General features: G+C 61.6%; 14 protein-coding genes. 3 read left to right on the top strand and 11 right to left on the bottom strand.

The window, feature by feature from the left end:
• Positions 1 to 58 precede the first annotated feature (58 nt).
• A complete protein-coding gene (locus OLZ32_RS17710; RefSeq protein WP_264399307.1) occupies positions 59 to 1,156 on the bottom strand; it encodes a calcium:proton antiporter in 1,098 nt (365 codons plus the stop codon).
• A gap of 231 nt (positions 1,157 to 1,387) precedes the next feature.
• Between OLZ32_RS17710 and OLZ32_RS17705 the strand changes: the two genes are divergently transcribed.
• Entirely contained in the window at positions 1,388 to 1,675 is a 288-nt protein-coding gene (locus OLZ32_RS17705; protein ID WP_003541669.1) for a DUF2188 domain-containing protein, read from the top strand.
• Here the strand turns inward: OLZ32_RS17705 and OLZ32_RS17700 are convergent.
• Together OLZ32_RS17700 and OLZ32_RS17695 are read right to left on the bottom strand one after the other, a co-directional pair.
• On the bottom strand, positions 1,672 to 2,187 hold the full coding sequence (locus OLZ32_RS17700) for a GrpB family protein (protein ID WP_264399276.1): 516 nt from the start codon (positions 2,185 to 2,187) through the stop codon (positions 1,672 to 1,674). The genes OLZ32_RS17705 and OLZ32_RS17700 overlap by 4 nt on opposite strands.
• Positions 2,165 to 3,091: a LysR family transcriptional regulator gene (locus OLZ32_RS17695; RefSeq protein ID WP_264399275.1), complete on the bottom strand. Its 927-nt coding sequence runs from the start codon at positions 3,089 to 3,091 to the stop codon at positions 2,165 to 2,167. The genes OLZ32_RS17700 and OLZ32_RS17695 overlap by 23 nt, the downstream gene beginning before the upstream one ends.
• A gap of 94 nt (positions 3,092 to 3,185) precedes the next feature.
• Between OLZ32_RS17695 and OLZ32_RS17690 the strand changes: the two genes are divergently transcribed.
• Entirely contained in the window at positions 3,186 to 4,208 is a 1,023-nt protein-coding gene (locus tag OLZ32_RS17690) for an NAD-dependent epimerase/dehydratase family protein (RefSeq protein WP_264399274.1), read from the top strand.
• On the opposite strand, the gene OLZ32_RS17685 is transcribed toward OLZ32_RS17690, so the two are convergent.
• The 6 genes from OLZ32_RS17685 to trxB form a co-directional block, all read right to left on the bottom strand.
• Entirely contained in the window at positions 4,205 to 5,005 is an 801-nt protein-coding gene (locus OLZ32_RS17685; RefSeq protein WP_264399273.1) for an aminoglycoside phosphotransferase family protein, read from the bottom strand. The two genes, OLZ32_RS17690 and OLZ32_RS17685, sit on opposite strands and share 4 nt — an antisense overlap.
• A 76-nt stretch (positions 5,006 to 5,081) precedes the next feature.
• Positions 5,082 to 6,206, bottom strand: a complete 1,125-nt coding sequence (locus OLZ32_RS17680; protein ID WP_264399272.1) for an alkene reductase — start codon at positions 6,204 to 6,206, stop codon at positions 5,082 to 5,084.
• A gap of 25 nt (positions 6,207 to 6,231) precedes the next feature.
• On the bottom strand, positions 6,232 to 7,398 hold the full coding sequence (locus OLZ32_RS17675) for an MFS transporter (protein ID WP_264421911.1): 1,167 nt from the start codon (positions 7,396 to 7,398) through the stop codon (positions 6,232 to 6,234).
• 1 nt (position 7,399) lies between these two features.
• The gene (locus OLZ32_RS17670; RefSeq protein ID WP_003541653.1) at positions 7,400 to 7,693 is read right to left on the bottom strand and encodes an ArsR/SmtB family transcription factor; all 294 of its coding nucleotides are present in this window, start codon (positions 7,691 to 7,693) and stop codon (positions 7,400 to 7,402) included.
• A 553-nt stretch (positions 7,694 to 8,246) separates the two neighbouring features.
• Entirely contained in the window at positions 8,247 to 9,143 is an 897-nt protein-coding gene (locus OLZ32_RS17665) for a LysR family transcriptional regulator VtlR (RefSeq protein ID WP_264399270.1), read from the bottom strand.
• A 22-nt stretch (positions 9,144 to 9,165) separates the two neighbouring features.
• Complete coding sequence (trxB, locus tag OLZ32_RS17660; protein WP_264399269.1) at positions 9,166 to 10,140, bottom strand: thioredoxin-disulfide reductase; 975 nt, start codon at positions 10,138 to 10,140, stop codon at positions 9,166 to 9,168.
• Positions 10,141 to 10,370: 230 nt separating this feature from the next.
• On the opposite strand from trxB, the gene OLZ32_RS17655 reads away from it, so the two are divergent.
• Positions 10,371 to 10,838 (top strand): Lrp/AsnC family transcriptional regulator, encoded by a 468-nt coding sequence (locus tag OLZ32_RS17655; RefSeq protein ID WP_003541645.1) that lies wholly within the window; start codon positions 10,371 to 10,373, stop codon positions 10,836 to 10,838.
• 31 nt (positions 10,839 to 10,869) lie between these two features.
• Here OLZ32_RS17655 and OLZ32_RS17650 read toward each other — a convergent pair whose 3' ends face one another.
• The gene (locus OLZ32_RS17650) at positions 10,870 to 12,216 is read right to left on the bottom strand and encodes a sigma-54-dependent transcriptional regulator (protein WP_264399268.1); all 1,347 of its coding nucleotides are present in this window, start codon (positions 12,214 to 12,216) and stop codon (positions 10,870 to 10,872) included.
• A 4-nt stretch (positions 12,217 to 12,220) separates the two neighbouring features.
• A complete protein-coding gene (locus OLZ32_RS17645; RefSeq protein WP_264399267.1) occupies positions 12,221 to 14,089 on the bottom strand; it encodes an ATP-binding protein in 1,869 nt (622 codons plus the stop codon).
• Between the last annotated feature and the right edge of the window lie 201 nt (positions 14,090 to 14,290).

Genomic DNA, 14,290 nt, shown 5'->3' with positions numbered 1-14,290 from the left:
AGTTGACGCTACGTGGCGGATAACTGCTCTCCATTCTCCTGTCGGAGAGAAGAAGCCTTCAAAGCCCCAGCGCCGTCAGCATGACGAAAGTGGCGAAGAGGATGAAATGCGTCATGCCCTCGATGGCGTTGGTTTCGCCATCGTTGAGGTTGATCGCCGCGGCAATCAGCGTGATCGCCACCATCACCGTCTGTACCGGGGTCATCGCCATGATGAAGGGCTGGCCGGTATAGAGCGCGATCGCCTCCATGACGGGCACCGTCAGAATGACCGTCGACAGCGAGGCGCCCATGGCGATGTTGACCGTCGCCTGCATGCGGTTCCTGAGTGCCGCCCGCAACGCGGTCAGGATTTCGGGGGCGGCCGAAATCGCTGCGACGACGACGGCGGTCACGGCGATCGGCGCGCCGCTGTCGCGCAGGCCTTCGGTCATGAAGGCGGCCATGAACTCCGCCAGGAGGCCGATAATGACGACGCCGACCAGAATGGTGGCGATCGAGATCGCGGCCGACTCATCAGGGCCATGCGCATCCGGGCTTTCGTTCTTCCGTTCGGAGCGCGGATAGCTGTAGCTGAAGAAATAGCTGTGCTGGCCGACCTGCATGCGCAGGAAGAGGCCATAAAGCGCGATCATCGCGACGATGGTGAAGGCGGAATAATAGTGCCATTTGTCGCTGGGTACGAATTCCGGCACGATCATCGAGATGCCCATGGCGGTAAGGATCATCACGCCGTAGGTCTTGCCGGAATTGTCGTTGTAGGGCTGTTCGCCGTGCTTGAGGCCGCCGAGCAGGGCGGCCAGGCCGAGAATGCCGTTGATATCGAGCATCAGGGCCGAATAGATCGTGTCGCGCACCAGCGTCGGCGAGCTCTCGCCGCTCATCATGATGGCGAGGATGATGACTTCGACGGCGACGGCCGAAAGCGTCAGGATCATCGTGCCATAGGGATCGCCGACCTTGACGGCGAGCAGTTCGGCATGATGGGCGACGCGGATCGAGGCGAGTACGATGGTGCCGACCAGGCCAGCGGCGGCAATCAGTGCGACGCCGCGCCCCATCCCGATCACCGCATGTTCCAAGAGATAGGCGATCGCTGCAACGACCAGTGCGGCGACCAGAAACTTTTCCTCTTTAAAGCGTGGCGCGATCCCCAAGCCCCAGCTCCTGTCTCGATTCATGCGTTCTATCTAAGTCGCTGATTTCGCATATCAAGCAAGCACCGGTTCAGTGCCATTTGCAGTCTTCGGCGTTTAATGGAATACTGAACGTCATCGGGGCCGGAAAGCAGATCGCGGCGTCCTCGAATTCTCGTCAAGCGGCCGCGATGATCCGGATCTTTTCCGGAAGCGTGCGAATGCGCAACAAGAAGATGAGGAGACTGATGCATGATCAAGGTGGTCTACGAAGTCGTGCCGCATGACGGCGGCTGGGCCTACAGGCTGGGAGGTGTCTATTCAGAGGCATTCCCGACCCATGCCGAGGCGCTCGAAGCTGCGCGCATCGTCGCGGCCGAACAGCAGGTCGGCGGCGATTCCGCCGAGATCAGTTGGCAGGACGAGAACGGCAAGTGGCATGAAGAATATGCCGAAGGCGGCGACCGGCCGGAAACCGAGGTGGTGGACGGCCAGTGGAAGGATCGCACGGCCGAAGCCTCGCAAGGCATCGGAAGCTAATCATCTCCCGCCAATGCCCGCGCGACGATCGCATCGACGAATTCGCGCTTATGCGCAGTATAACTGTCGCCGTCCATCCGGAATTCGGCCGCCAGCCTGCGTTTGAGCGCGGCATAATCGGCCGCCGCTTGCGGATGCGCAATGAGATAATCCCGGAAAGCCAGCCTGTTTCGATGCGTGCCGTTACCTTCAGGGCAAAGGTAGACCCGTTCCGCCGGCACTGAACCTCTCGATAGAAATGCCCAGACCTCGTCGTCATAGCGGTTGCCGCGTGGCTCGTAGCCTTCGGCCAGAAGCTTGCGTGTGGCGTCCTCGATATGGCCGAGGCCGGGAAGAACGATGTCGATATCGATGAGCGGCTTGGCGATCATGCCTGGTATCGACGTGCTGCCGATGTGATCGATGGACAACACCTGCGGCAGCAAAGCCAGAAGCCTGCCGCGGATGCGCTGGAAGGCTTGTGGCCATTGCGGATCATAGGGCACGAGTTCAACCGGATTGTGCGTTGCCATCTCGTTCCCGCCAGGTCGAATATCGGTGATAGTCCTGCAGGCCCTCGACCAGCGCGTCAAAGGTGGCGCGGTAGCGCGGCGAAGACTTCAAGTTCTCATGCATCGCCACCCATGTGCCGAGCGGTATGCTGAAGGCATCAGGCAGGATGTGAACAAGGTCGGGATTTTCACGCGCGAGTCCTGTCTGGCAGATGCCGATGCCGACGCCGGCGCGGATCGCCGAGAGCTGGGCAAGATTGCTGTCGGTCCTATAGGAGAAATTGATGCCGGGCACCGCATAGCGTTTCATCGCCATGCGGACATAGGCCGTCTGCCGGTCGAAGCCGATGAGCCGGTGGTTTGCGAGGTCAGCCAAGGTTTGCGGCATGCCGTGTCGCTCGAGATAGCGGCGATGGCCATGAAAGCCGAGGGGGATATCGCCGATGCGGCGCACGACGAGTGCAGTCTGCTGCGGCTCGGCCATGCGCACGGCAATATCGGCCTCGCGGTTCACCAGGTCCTCGATCATATCGGATGCCGAGAGCTCGATCTGCAGTTCGGGATAGGTCTCCTGCAGCGGTCCGAGAATCGCCGGCAGCACTTCGACGGCGATGACTTCGCTGGCGCTGACCCTGACCGTTCCCGCCACGCGCTCGCGCTCACCGGACGCGGTGCGCAAAAGCGCGGCGGTGGTTGCCGCCAGCGTTTCGGCATAGGGCTTCAGCGCTAGTGCGGCGTCGGTCGGCAGCAGGCCGTTCGGTGAGCGGGTGAAAAGTTCGGCGCCGATCGCCAGTTCCAGTGCATCGACATGGCGGCCTATGGTCGGCTGGGTCAGCCCCAGTTCGCGGGCGGCGGCCGAAAGCGAACCCTGCTGAAGCACGGTCAGAAAGCTGCGGTAGAAATCCCAGCTCGGTTCCTCGTTCATGTATTTTTGTATATCAGATGTATTTCTTTCGTCAATTTCGTTTATGCCGTTCTGGTGGCATGATCCTCTCATCCGATCGAAGGAGATGATTGTCATGAGCAGTGAAATGAAGACTACGGCCCTGGTTCTCGGCGCGACCGGCGGTATCGGCAGCGCGGTTGCCCGCAGGCTGCTGGCGCGCGGCTGGAGCATCCGGGCGCTGAACCGCGACGCCGCCAAGGCGTCGAGGCGCGAGCCGGCTTTCGAATGGGTGCAGGGCGATGCGATGAATGCCGGTGACGTCCTGAGGGCGGCTGAAGGCGTCGGCCTGATCGTTCATGCCGTCAATCCGCCCGGCTACCGCGACTGGGAAACGCTGGTGCTGCCGATGCTCGACAATACCATCGCCGCTGCTCGCGCTGTCGGTGCGCGCATCGTGCTGCCGGGCAACGCCTATAATTTCGGTCCCGACGCCCTGCCGGCGCCGACGGAAGAAAGCCCGCAGCGTCCGGTGACGAAGAAGGGGGCGATCCGGGTCGAAATGGAGAAGCGGCTGAAGGCGGCGTCACAGTCCGGCGCCGGCGTCATCATTGTCAGGGCGGGGGATTTCTTCGGCCCAGGCACGACGGCCAATAGCTGGTTTTCGTCTGGTCTCGTGACTCCAGGCAAACCGGTCGGCACGATCAGGAACCCGGGTCGGCGCGGCATCGGTCATCAATGGGCCTACCTGCCAGACATGGCGGAAACCATCGCCCAGCTCGTCGAGCGGGCCGATCGACTGCCGGCCTTTGGCGTCTATCACATGGAGGGCTTCTGGGATGCTGATGGCATGCAGATGGCCGAAGCGATCAAGCGCGTCGCCGGCGGCAAGGCGAAGATCGGTGGCTTTCCCTGGTGGATCGTGCCGCTGGCGGCGCCCTTTATTCCTGTGATGCGGGAGATCAAGGAGATGCGCTATCTCTGGAAGGTGCCGGTGCGGATGCGGAACACCCGGCTTACGGCTGAACTCGGCAGCGAACCGCAGACACCGATCGACGAGGCGGTCAGGGCTTCGCTCGTGGCGCTCGGCTGCCTGCCTGAACCGCATCGTGACACGGCGGCCGCCCTTATCGGGCACCCGTCGCAGAACGCTGGTTAGCTCTCGAGTTCGGCCAGCGCGATCCGGGCGACCGTCAGGGCCGTTTCTGCCTGCTGAATATTCGGATCACCGAGGAACCAGGCGGCGGAAAGACCGGAATAGGCGGCGATCCATTGCAGTAGCCGCTTCGGCTCCAGCTTCGCCTCCGCTGAGACGATGGCGAGCTGGCGGCGAAAACGGGCGGGATCGGTGATGACAGGCAGTTCTTCGTTGGCGAAGATATTGGCGAAATCGAAGCCGCGCTCACCATGGAGCCGCTTCGGATCGATCGCCAGCCAGCCGCGTGCCTCGAAATCGAGGATATTGCCGTGGTGGATGTCGCCGTGGAGGATGGTGACATCACGCTGATCGGCAAGGAGGACGTTGGCGATCGCAGAGCAATCGGCAAGCGTGCCGCCATGCTTGCCCGCTGCCGGCTCCAGATCGCGGAACCAGCGGGTGAGGGGTATGGGATCGGGAAGCGGTTTTTCGCGCGGCGCATGCAGCCGCGCCGCCGTCCCGCAGAGGATCCGGCTTGCCTCGTCGTCCTCGCCGTTCATCGCCATGGCAAGCAGCGAGCGTTTTCCCGTCGCCCTTTCGAGCAGCACGGCATCGCCCTCATGGGCGTAGACATAGGCTGCGCCGTCACCGTCCCACCACCGCATCAGAAGCGCGCCGTATCGTTCGTCGATATCGGCCGCCACTTTCAGCATGGCGGGCCTGTCCTGCCAGAGGACCGGCAGCAGGCGGCTGGAGTGGGTGATGACGGGCTCGCCGTCTGATATCAGCGACCAGCGATCAAGATAGGGAGCAAACATGGCGGTACCCTACAAAGAAACCGTCGAAGATGGAAATCCCGCCTTTCGGCGGGATTCGCGTTCGCGTGTGAAAGGTTCAGGCGACCTTTTCGAGAATGGGATAATCGATATAGCCCTTGGCGGTGCCGCCGTAAAAGGTCGACTGGTCGGGCGTGTTGAGCGGCAGATTGTCTTTCAGGCGCTCGACGAGATCGGGATTGGCGATGAAGGGCTTGCCGAAGGCGACGAGATCGGCGCGGCCGCTTTCGACGGCGTCGATCGCCAGATCGCGATCGTAGCCGTTGTTGACCATCCAGTCGGCCTTGCCGCCGGCCTTTTCATAAGTCTGGCATAGCGCCTTGTAATCGAAGGAGGGGTTGTCGCCCTGCTTGTATTCGCGGTCGCCGCCGGTCTGGCCTTCGATGACATGGATGTAGGCGAGGTCGTATTTGGCCAGTCCTTCGACGACATGGCTGAAGGTCGCCTGAGGATTGGAATCGTAGCTTTCGCCTGATGGCGTCACCGGCGAGATGCGGATTGCGGTGCGGCCGGCGCCGATTTCCTTGACCACGGCATCGACGACTTCGAAGGTCAGACGGGTGCGATTTTCGATCGAGCCGCCATATTGGTCGGTGCGGTCGTTGATACCGTCGCGGATGAACTGGTCGAGCAGGTAGCCGTTGGCGCCGTGGATCTCGACACCGTCGAAGCCGGCGTCGATCGCTGCGCGGGCAGCTTTGCGGTAATCCTCGATGATGCCGGGGATTTCGGCGGTTTCGAGCGCGCGCGGCTCGGAGGTGTCGGCAAAGCTGCCGCTGCCGTCGGCATTGACCAGATAGGTCTTGGCCTTGGCGATGCGGTTGGTCGAGGAAACCGGCTTGCCGTCGTTCGGCTGCAGCGTCGTGTGCGAGATGCGGCCGACATGCCACATCTGGACGACGATCTTGCCCCCGGCTGCGTGAACGGCGTCGGTGACGCGCTTCCAGCCGTCGAGAGCCTCTTTGCTATAGAGGCCCGGCACGTTGGCATAACCTTGGCCCTGATGGGTGATCGCGGTTGCTTCGGTGATGATCAGGCCAGCGGTGGCGCGCTGGCGGTAATATTCGACGTTGAGGTCGTTGGGGATTGCGCCCGGCGAGCGGTTGCGGGTGAGCGGCGCCATGACGATGCGGTTCTTGACGGATATGTCGCCGATTTTCGTGGGTTCGAAGAGCTTGACCATGATGGTCCTTTCTTTTGCGGGAGGATCACTCGGCAGGGGCGAGGGCGGCCCGGCCCCTGGCGGAGAGATAGGTGAGCGCCGTCGCGCCGAGGCCGATCAGAGCCATCAAGGCCGCGGCGAGCGGAACGCGGGTGAGATCGAAGCCGGCGTCGATGACCAAGCCGCCCACCCAGGCGCCGAGCGCATTGCCAGTGTTGAAGGCGCCGATGTTGATCGTCGAAACCAGGTTTGGTGCGTCCTTGCCGAAGCCGACGACGCCGACCTGAAGCGCCGGTACGGCGGCAAAGCTTGCCATCGCCCAAAGGAAGAGGGTGATTTCAGCCGGGATGAAGAAGCGGCTGGTGTAGCTGAAGACGATCGAGGTGATGGCGATCGCGGCGAAGACGCCGGCAAGCGTTGCGCCGAGCCGCCGGTCGGCAAGCTTGCCGCCGACAAGGTTGCCGATTGTCAGCCCGAGGCCGATCAGGAACAGCGTCCAGGTGACGCCTTCCGGCGACACGCCGGTGACGTCGCGCAGCAGCGGCGCGATATAGGTGAAGAGGGCGAACATCGAGGCGGCGAAGAAGACGGTGGTGGAGAGTGCCAGCCACAGGCGGCCATTCCTGAGTGCTGCGATCTCGCGCAGGATGCTGCCGTTTTCTTGCTGCTTGTCCCTGGGCAGGATGGCGATCAGGCCGAGAATGGTGACGATACCGATGACAGTGACGACGCCGAAGGTGGCGCGCCAGCCATAGGCCTGGCCGATCGCAGTGCCGATCGGCACGCCGAGAACGTTGGCGAGTGTCAGGCCAGTGAACATCAGCGCGACGGCGCGGGCCTTGCGGTCTTCGGCAACGAGGCCGGCGGCGGCGACCGAGCCGATGCCGAAGAAGGCGCCGTGGCAAAGTGCTGTCACGACGCGGGCAATCATCAGCACCCAATAGTCGCTCGCCAGAGCGCAAAGCAGGTTGCCGGCGATGAAGAAGGCCATCAGCGCAATCAGGGCGGTGCGGCGCTTCAGCTTCGCAGTCGAAATCGCCATCACAGGTGCGCCGATCGCGACGGCAAGGGCATAACCGGTCACCAGCCACCCGGCCTGCGGGATGCTGACCGAGAGATCGGCGGCGACCTCGGGCAACAGACCCATGATGACGAATTCGGTGGTGCCTATCGCAAACGAGCTCAAGGCGAGAACGAGGAGGGCGAGGGGCATTCTAAAGGTCCTGCGTCAGTTGCCTGAGGAAGGCGGCAATGGTTTCTTCGTTGCGCTTGTAAAAGATCCACTGGCCGACGCGTTTGGTGGTGACGAGGCCGGCACGATGCAGCGTGCCGAGGTGCGCCGAGACCGTCGACTGTGACAGGCCGCAGCGCTCGAACTGGCTGGCGCAGACGCCCATTTCGAAAGGATGCTCCTGCGAGGGGAAATGCTCCTCGGGATTTTTCAGCCAGTTCAGAATGTCCATCCGGGTGGGATGGGCGAGCGCCTTGATAATTTCGTCTTTGTCCATCGTTGTTCGCCGAACTGTAAATCGTGTCTTGGCGATATATCGATCGTCAGACTTCGATATGCAAATCACGGAGGCGTGAGGCGATGAATTTTATTGAATGAGCAAAATTTGGGCAAAAAAAGAGGGCCACCGGAAAACCAGGGCCCTTATAATTGTGAAGGTCAAAAACCTCCAGAGGGGAACAGCTAATGCGGTGGTACTGGGAGAGAAACCACAAGATGCATCAGCTGAGAGGGATATGGTGCTTCCTTGAGCAGGTTTCAATGCTTTTTTGTGCGTGTCTGCTATGCGTCGCACAATTTTTTTGCGGTGCGGCATTTCGCTGAGGAAGAAAGGCAAAAAAAGAGGGCCACTGGAAAACCAGGGCCCTTTTAAGTGTGAAGGTCAAAAACCTCCAGAGGGGAACAGCTAATGCGGTGGAACTGGGAGGAAAAGCCACCATGTGCATCAGCTATGTGCGATATGGTGGTTTAATGGGCAAACGGCAACCCTCATTTGTGCATGCCAGTCATGCGTGTTCTGCATAGTCGGCAATTCATCAATAAAATAAGGCTCAAAAGTTCCAGTTTCTGGCCTTGCTGACGATGAAGTCGCGGAAGGCTTTCAGCTTGGCGGCGTTCTTGATCTCGTCGGGATAGCAGAAATAGGTGTCGAAGGAAGGGACGTCGGCATTGATCGCCAGCTGAATCAGGCCGGGGTCGCGGCCGACGATGTAATCCGGCAGGCAGGCGACGCCGATTCCGAGCAGGCAGGCGCGCTTGATCGAGGTCTGGCTGTTGATCTGCAGGTGCGGGATGCGCTTGTTGTCGGAGGAGCGGCCGGCGACTTCCAGCCAATTGACATCGAGCAGGTAACTCGGCGCCGGCTCGCCAAAGGTGATGATGCGGTGATTGTCGAGATCCTCAACCCTCTGCGGCTCGCCGTGACGGTTGATGTAGGACGGGGCCGCATAGACGTGCATGTGCACGGTGAAAAGCTTGCGCTGGATGAGGTCGGATTGCTGCGGCTGGCGCAGGCGGATCGCGCAGTCGGCATGACGCATGTTCACATCCACTTCCTCATTGTCGAGGATCAGCTGGATCTGCACATCGGGATAGAGTTGCAGGAATTCCTGGATCTTGTCGGTCAGCCAGCCCTGGCCGAGGCCGACCGTCGTCGTGACGCGCAGCTTGCCAGACGGCTTTTCCGTCGTTTCGGTGAGCTGCATCTTTACGGTTTCGAGCTTCAGCAGCACGTCGTGGGCAGTGCGGTAGAGCAGTTCGCCCTGTTCCGTCAGAATCAGGCCACGCGCATGGCGGTGAAACAGCTTGGTGCCGACATCCTGCTCCAGCGCGCTCACCTGGCGGCTGATGGCGGATTGGGACAAATGCAGTTTATCCGCCGCATGCGTGAACGAACCCGCCTCGGCAGCTGCGTGAAAAATACGCAGCTTGTCCCAATCCAATGGCATTCCCCCACCCCTCATGCCGATCTTACTCCGCGGCCACGGCGACGGGCATGTGGCCCGTCAAGTATCGCTCGGCTTCAAGTGCAGCCATGCACCCCAGGCCGGCGGCAGTGATCGCCTGGCGGAACGTATCATCCGTCACGTCGCCCGCGGCATAGACCCCGTCCAGGCTGGTCGCAGTCGAATCCGGCGCGGTCCAGAGATAACCATTGTCCTTCAGCTTCAGCTTGTCCTTGAAGAGCTCGGTTGCCGGCGCATGGCCGATGGCGACGAAGACGCCATCGATCACCATGTCGGTGATCGTGCCCGTGCGGGTGTCGCGCAGGCGCGCGCCGGAAACGGATTGCGGCATTGGCGGCTTGGCCGGCGTGCCGGTAATCTCGGCTACTTCGGTATTCCACAGAACCTTGACATTGTCCTTGGAGAACAGGCGTTCCTGCAGGATCTTCTCAGCGCGGAAGAAGTCGCGGCGATGCACGACCGTGACCGACTTGGCGATGTTGGAGAGATAGAGCGCCTCCTCGACGGCGCTGTTGCCGCCGCCAACCACGATCACATCCTTGTTGCGATAGAAGAAACCGTCGCAAGTGGCGCAGGCCGAAACGCCGAAGCCCTGGAAATGCTGTTCGCTCTCGATGTCGAGCCACTTGGCCTTGGCGCCGGTGGCGATGATCAGCGTATCGGCGGTCCAGACCTGGCCGCTGTCGGTGCGGGCGACGAACGGGCGCTGGTTCATGTCGACTTCGGTCACGAGGTCGTTGACGATCTCGGCGCCGACATGTTTTGCCTGCTGCAGCATCTGTTCCATCAACCAGGGACCTTGGATAGGATCGGCAAAGCCCGGATAGTTCTCGACATCGGTGGTGATCATCAGCTGGCCGCCCTGTTCGAGACCGGCGATCAAAACCGGTTTCAGCATGGCGCGCGCGGCATAGACCGCGGCAGTATAGCCTGCGGGTCCGGAACCGATAATGAGCACCTTGGTATGGCGGGCGGGCATGTCATTTCCTTTCGACTGGCAGGAGGGCGGCGGCTAGATAGCGATTGCGGCCGTTTCGCGTCCCTGCGCCATTTATGAACGTCCAATGCTTTTATTCAAGGGCAGCCTTGCGTTACCAACAAGGCAAATCGCCAGGATGTGCAAGAATCCGTCATCGGCGTGAAACTTTCTTGCGTATTCCGCGGCTTTATATAGAAGCTCCCCGCGGAGAATTAAAGAAAGGCAATGATGTGGGTCGTGCGGAACTCGACGTCATCGACATAAAGATACTCCGGGAGCTGCAGGCCGATGGCCGCATGACCAATGTGGAGCTCGCCGATCGCGTCGGCATCTCGGCGCCGCCTTGCCTGCGCCGGGTGCGCAAGCTCGAGGAAGCGGGCATCATCGAGGGCTATCACGCGATGCTGAACAGCCCGAAGCTCGGCTTCGACCTCGTCGCTTTCTGCATGGTCGGCCTCAAGCACCAGTCGGAAGGCAATCTCAAGGCCTTCGCCGCCGCCACCGCCGAATGGCCGCTGGTGCGCCAGGCCTGGATGGTCTCCGGCGACAGCGATTTCCTGTTGCATTGCGTGGCGGAGAACCTCACCCGCTTTCAGGATTTTGTCATCGAGGTGCTGACGGCGAACGAACATGTCGACACCGTGCGCACCATGCTGACGATCCGGCAGGTGAAGAAGCTGGGGCTGGTGGAAGTCTAACACCACCTAGGCAGAGCAAACGTATCGCCAATTACTTGCGCGATATATAGCCGCCCCGATTGATGCCGTGGCGCTGGAGTTTGTCGTAAAACGTCTTTCTCGGAATGCCGAGCGCCTCGATGGTGCGGCGTACGTCGCCGTCATTGGCCGACAGCGCGTCGCGAATGATCTCCGCCTCGTAGCGCTCCAGCCGTTCGGGAAGTGTCGCATCCGTCGGCTGCGGAGCGACCGCTGTCGTTCCGCCGCCTTCCACGCCAAGCACCACGCGTTCGGCATAATGCGAGAGTTCGCGGACATTGCCCGGCCATGTGTGCGAGGCGAGATGCCGCCGCACATCCGGTGAAAGCGGCGGGACATCGCGGCGGAAGCGCTCCGCGGCGCGAGCGGTGAAGTGGGAAAACAGCAGCGGAATATCGTCGCGGCGTTCTCTCAGCGGCGGAATGGAGATCGTCACGACATTCAGCCTGTAATAGAGATCCTCGCGAAAATCGCCGCGCACCGAGGGATCCCCGAGGTCGATCTTGGCAGCCGCGACGACGCGAAGATCGACCGGACGCACCTCGTTGGTGCCAAGCGGCGTGATCTCGCGCATCTCCAGCACCCTCAGCATCTTGACCTGGGTGGCGGCCGGCATGCTTTCGATTTCGTCGAGGAACAGCGTGCCGCCGCTTGCATGTTCGATGCGGCCCGTGCGGCGCTTCTGGGCGCCGGTAAAGGCGCCGGCCTCGTGGCCGAACAACTCGCTTTCGATGACGGTTTCGGGCAGGGCGCCGCAATTCAGCGCCACGAAATTGCCTCTCCGGCGGTGGCTCCACTGATGCAAGAGCTGGGCAACAACTTCCTTGCCGCTGCCCGTTTCGCCGGCGACGAGCACGTCCACATCGGTATCGGCGATGTGGCGAAGAATGTTTCTGAGATTTTCCATGACAGGCGTCTGGCCGATCAGCGGCAAATTCTCCTGCGCATCTTCGGCTGCCTTCCGCAGCATGCGGTTCTCCAGAACAAGCCGCCGCTTCTCGCTTGCGCGACGCACGCTCTGGACGAGCCGATCGGCTGCAAAGGGCTTGGCGATGAAATCATAGGCGCCGTCCTGGATCGCCTGGACGGCCATGGGAATATCGCCGTGGCCGGTCATCAGGATCACCGGCAGGTCGGCATCCATGCCCTGCAGCGTGGCGAAGAGTTGCAGTCCGTCGATCTCCGGCATCCGGATATCGGTGACGACGGGGCCGGCAAAGTCCGCCGGCAGATCCGCCAGCGCGGCTTTCGCACCGTCATAGGCGGAAACGGAAAATCCGGCGAGTTCGAGCGTCTGGGCGGTGGCGCGGCGTAGGTCCTTGTCGTCGTCGATCAGCGCAACAGGGGTCGGCGTTTCCATGATCTCAAGCCTTCCTTAGCTGAACGATGAACCGGGTTCCGCTGCTGTCGCTTAAAACCTCCATCCGGCCGCCGTAGTCGCCGACGATATCCTTGGAGATCACCAGGCCAAGGCCGAGTCCGCTTTCCTTCGAGGTATTGAACGGCGTGAACAAGCCCTTGCGGATTTCCGGCGGGATGCCGGGACCGTTGTCGGCGACCGTCACCGTTACCATCCCTGCATCGGTGGATGATCTGACCTCGACGCGACCCTCTCCGGCCTTCGGCGCCACCGCCTCCAGGGCGTTCTGAAGCAGATTGATCAGCACCTGCTCGAGACGGATCCGGTTTCCCATCACCTGCAGTTCGGCGGGCGGCAGGTCGATGTCGAGCGTATCCATGCGGCCGGCAAACCGGCTGCGCAACAGCATCACCGCGCCCTCGATGACGTCCTTCAATCCGGTTGGTTCGGCGCTGCCCCGGCCTTTGCGGGCAAAGGTCTTCAGGTCCTCGGTGATCGAACCTATGCGCTCCGTCAGCGCCGCGATGCTTTCGAGATTTTCGCCGGCAGGCGCCGTCTGGCCGCGATCGAGGAAGGTGCGGGCGTTATCCGCATAGGCACGAATGGTTGCCACCGGCTGGTTGATCTCATGGGCGACGCCAGCTGCCACCTGACCCAGGATGGCCAGCCGGTTGGCCTGCACCAGATCCTGTTGCACCGCCTGCAATTTCTGCTCCGTGCTCTTGTGGCCGACAATTTCAGCCTGCAGCCGGTCCCTCGCCTGGCTGAGATCCAGCGTCCGCTCGGCGACGCGCCGTTCCAGTTCCTCCCGCGCCCGCTGTTCGCTGGAGATTCGCAGGCTGATCACATGGCGACGGCGCAACAGGAAGGCTGCTCCGGCCACTAGCGGCAGGAGTATCAGCAATGCCAGCATGCGGGCTTCACGAATCCCCGCATCGACGGATGGTCCGAGTGCGACGAGATGCTGCAAATGCCAACCGGTCGCCGGCACCGACGTTGCGACATCGAGAAACCTGGTTTTCCCGGCATCGCCCGGCATGACGATCCCGACGACATCGAGCCCGTCACCGAGGTTTCGGACCATGTCGAGCGGCAGGGGTTGAAGCGGCGCATCGCCGAATTGAAGGCTTTCGCGGATCGCCGTCAGCCGGTCCTCGGCGATCCGGCCGATCGTCATAAACCGCCATGACGGAATACTGGTGATGAGGACAATGCCGCGCTCGTCAACGACATAGGACGGGGTGTTCGAGGCATTCCAATCCGCCTCGACGTCGTCGAATTCAACCTTGACCACGACGACGCCCAGCAGGCCATTGCTGCCCGAAATCCGCTGGGAGATATAGAGGCCCGGTTTCTTGCTGACCGTGCCGAGCGCGAAGTGCTCGGCCTGTCCTCGTTCGACCGCCCCCTGAAAATACTCGCGGAAACGATAGTCATTGCCGACGAAGCTCGTCGGTTCGCGCCAGTTGCTGGCCGAAACCGCCATGCCGTCCTTGTCGATGACATAGATGACGGCAGCTTTCGTGCCCGCCGCCAAATTTTCCAGCTTCTGACTGAGCCGCTCGAACGCGCCGGCATCGTTTCCTGCCAGTGCGGCGGCGAGTGCCGCGTCCTGCGACAACACGAAGGGAAGCGCCCGGTATTTTTCGAGAACCGTGCGCAGCAAAGCCGCATTCAGCCTCGCATCCATGCGGGCCTGTTCCTCGAGGGCAGCCTCCGCACGGTGCCGGCCGATCTCGCCGCTGGCCCACAGGCTTGCCACGACAGCGAGGAGGGCGAGCACGGCATAGGCCCACCACATCCGGCGGATGCGGTGTTGCACGGGCAGGGAAGGCCACAATTTCTGCGACACGGACATGGCGGATTTGTGCACTTTTCTGCACGAAACGCAAATGAATTTGTGCGGATTTCCGCATTGCTTAATGAGTCATCTGCAGCCTCGTAAATTTTTCATTAATAAATTCAATGTGTTGCTGGTCGGCGCAAAACTGGCACGGCGATTGCGAAGAACCTGGCAACAACGGCTGAGCTGTTGGACTTGAAGCGAACGGCTCGGGAGGCCGGAGTTCGTTCC

The organism is Rhizobium acaciae, from assembly GCF_025941625.1.
GTDB classification, from domain to species: domain Bacteria; phylum Pseudomonadota; class Alphaproteobacteria; order Rhizobiales; family Rhizobiaceae; genus Rhizobium; species Rhizobium acaciae.
This window is presented reverse-complemented; position numbering and strand designations above follow the sequence as displayed.

Coding starts and splice junctions, on each gene's coding strand:
- OLZ32_RS17705 (WP_003541669.1), top strand. CDS start 1,388: ATGATCAAGGTGGTCTACGAAGTCGTGCCGCATGACGGCGGCTGGGCC.
- OLZ32_RS17700 (WP_264399276.1), bottom strand. CDS start 2,187: ATGGCAACGCACAATCCGGTTGAACTCGTGCCCTATGATCCGCAATGG.
- OLZ32_RS17695 (WP_264399275.1), bottom strand. CDS start 3,091: ATGAACGAGGAACCGAGCTGGGATTTCTACCGCAGCTTTCTGACCGTG.
- OLZ32_RS17690 (WP_264399274.1), top strand. CDS start 3,186: ATGAGCAGTGAAATGAAGACTACGGCCCTGGTTCTCGGCGCGACCGGC.
- OLZ32_RS17685 (WP_264399273.1), bottom strand. CDS start 5,005: ATGTTTGCTCCCTATCTTGATCGCTGGTCGCTGATATCAGACGGCGAG.
- OLZ32_RS17680 (WP_264399272.1), bottom strand. CDS start 6,206: ATGGTCAAGCTCTTCGAACCCACGAAAATCGGCGACATATCCGTCAAG.
- OLZ32_RS17675 (WP_264421911.1), bottom strand. CDS start 7,398: ATGCCCCTCGCCCTCCTCGTTCTCGCCTTGAGCTCGTTTGCGATAGGC.
- OLZ32_RS17670 (WP_003541653.1), bottom strand. CDS start 7,693: ATGGACAAAGACGAAATTATCAAGGCGCTCGCCCATCCCACCCGGATG.
- OLZ32_RS17665 (WP_264399270.1), bottom strand. CDS start 9,143: ATGCCATTGGATTGGGACAAGCTGCGTATTTTTCACGCAGCTGCCGAG.
- trxB (WP_264399269.1), bottom strand. CDS start 10,140: ATGCCCGCCCGCCATACCAAGGTGCTCATTATCGGTTCCGGACCCGCA.
- OLZ32_RS17650 (WP_264399268.1), bottom strand. CDS start 12,216: ATGGAAACGCCGACCCCTGTTGCGCTGATCGACGACGACAAGGACCTA.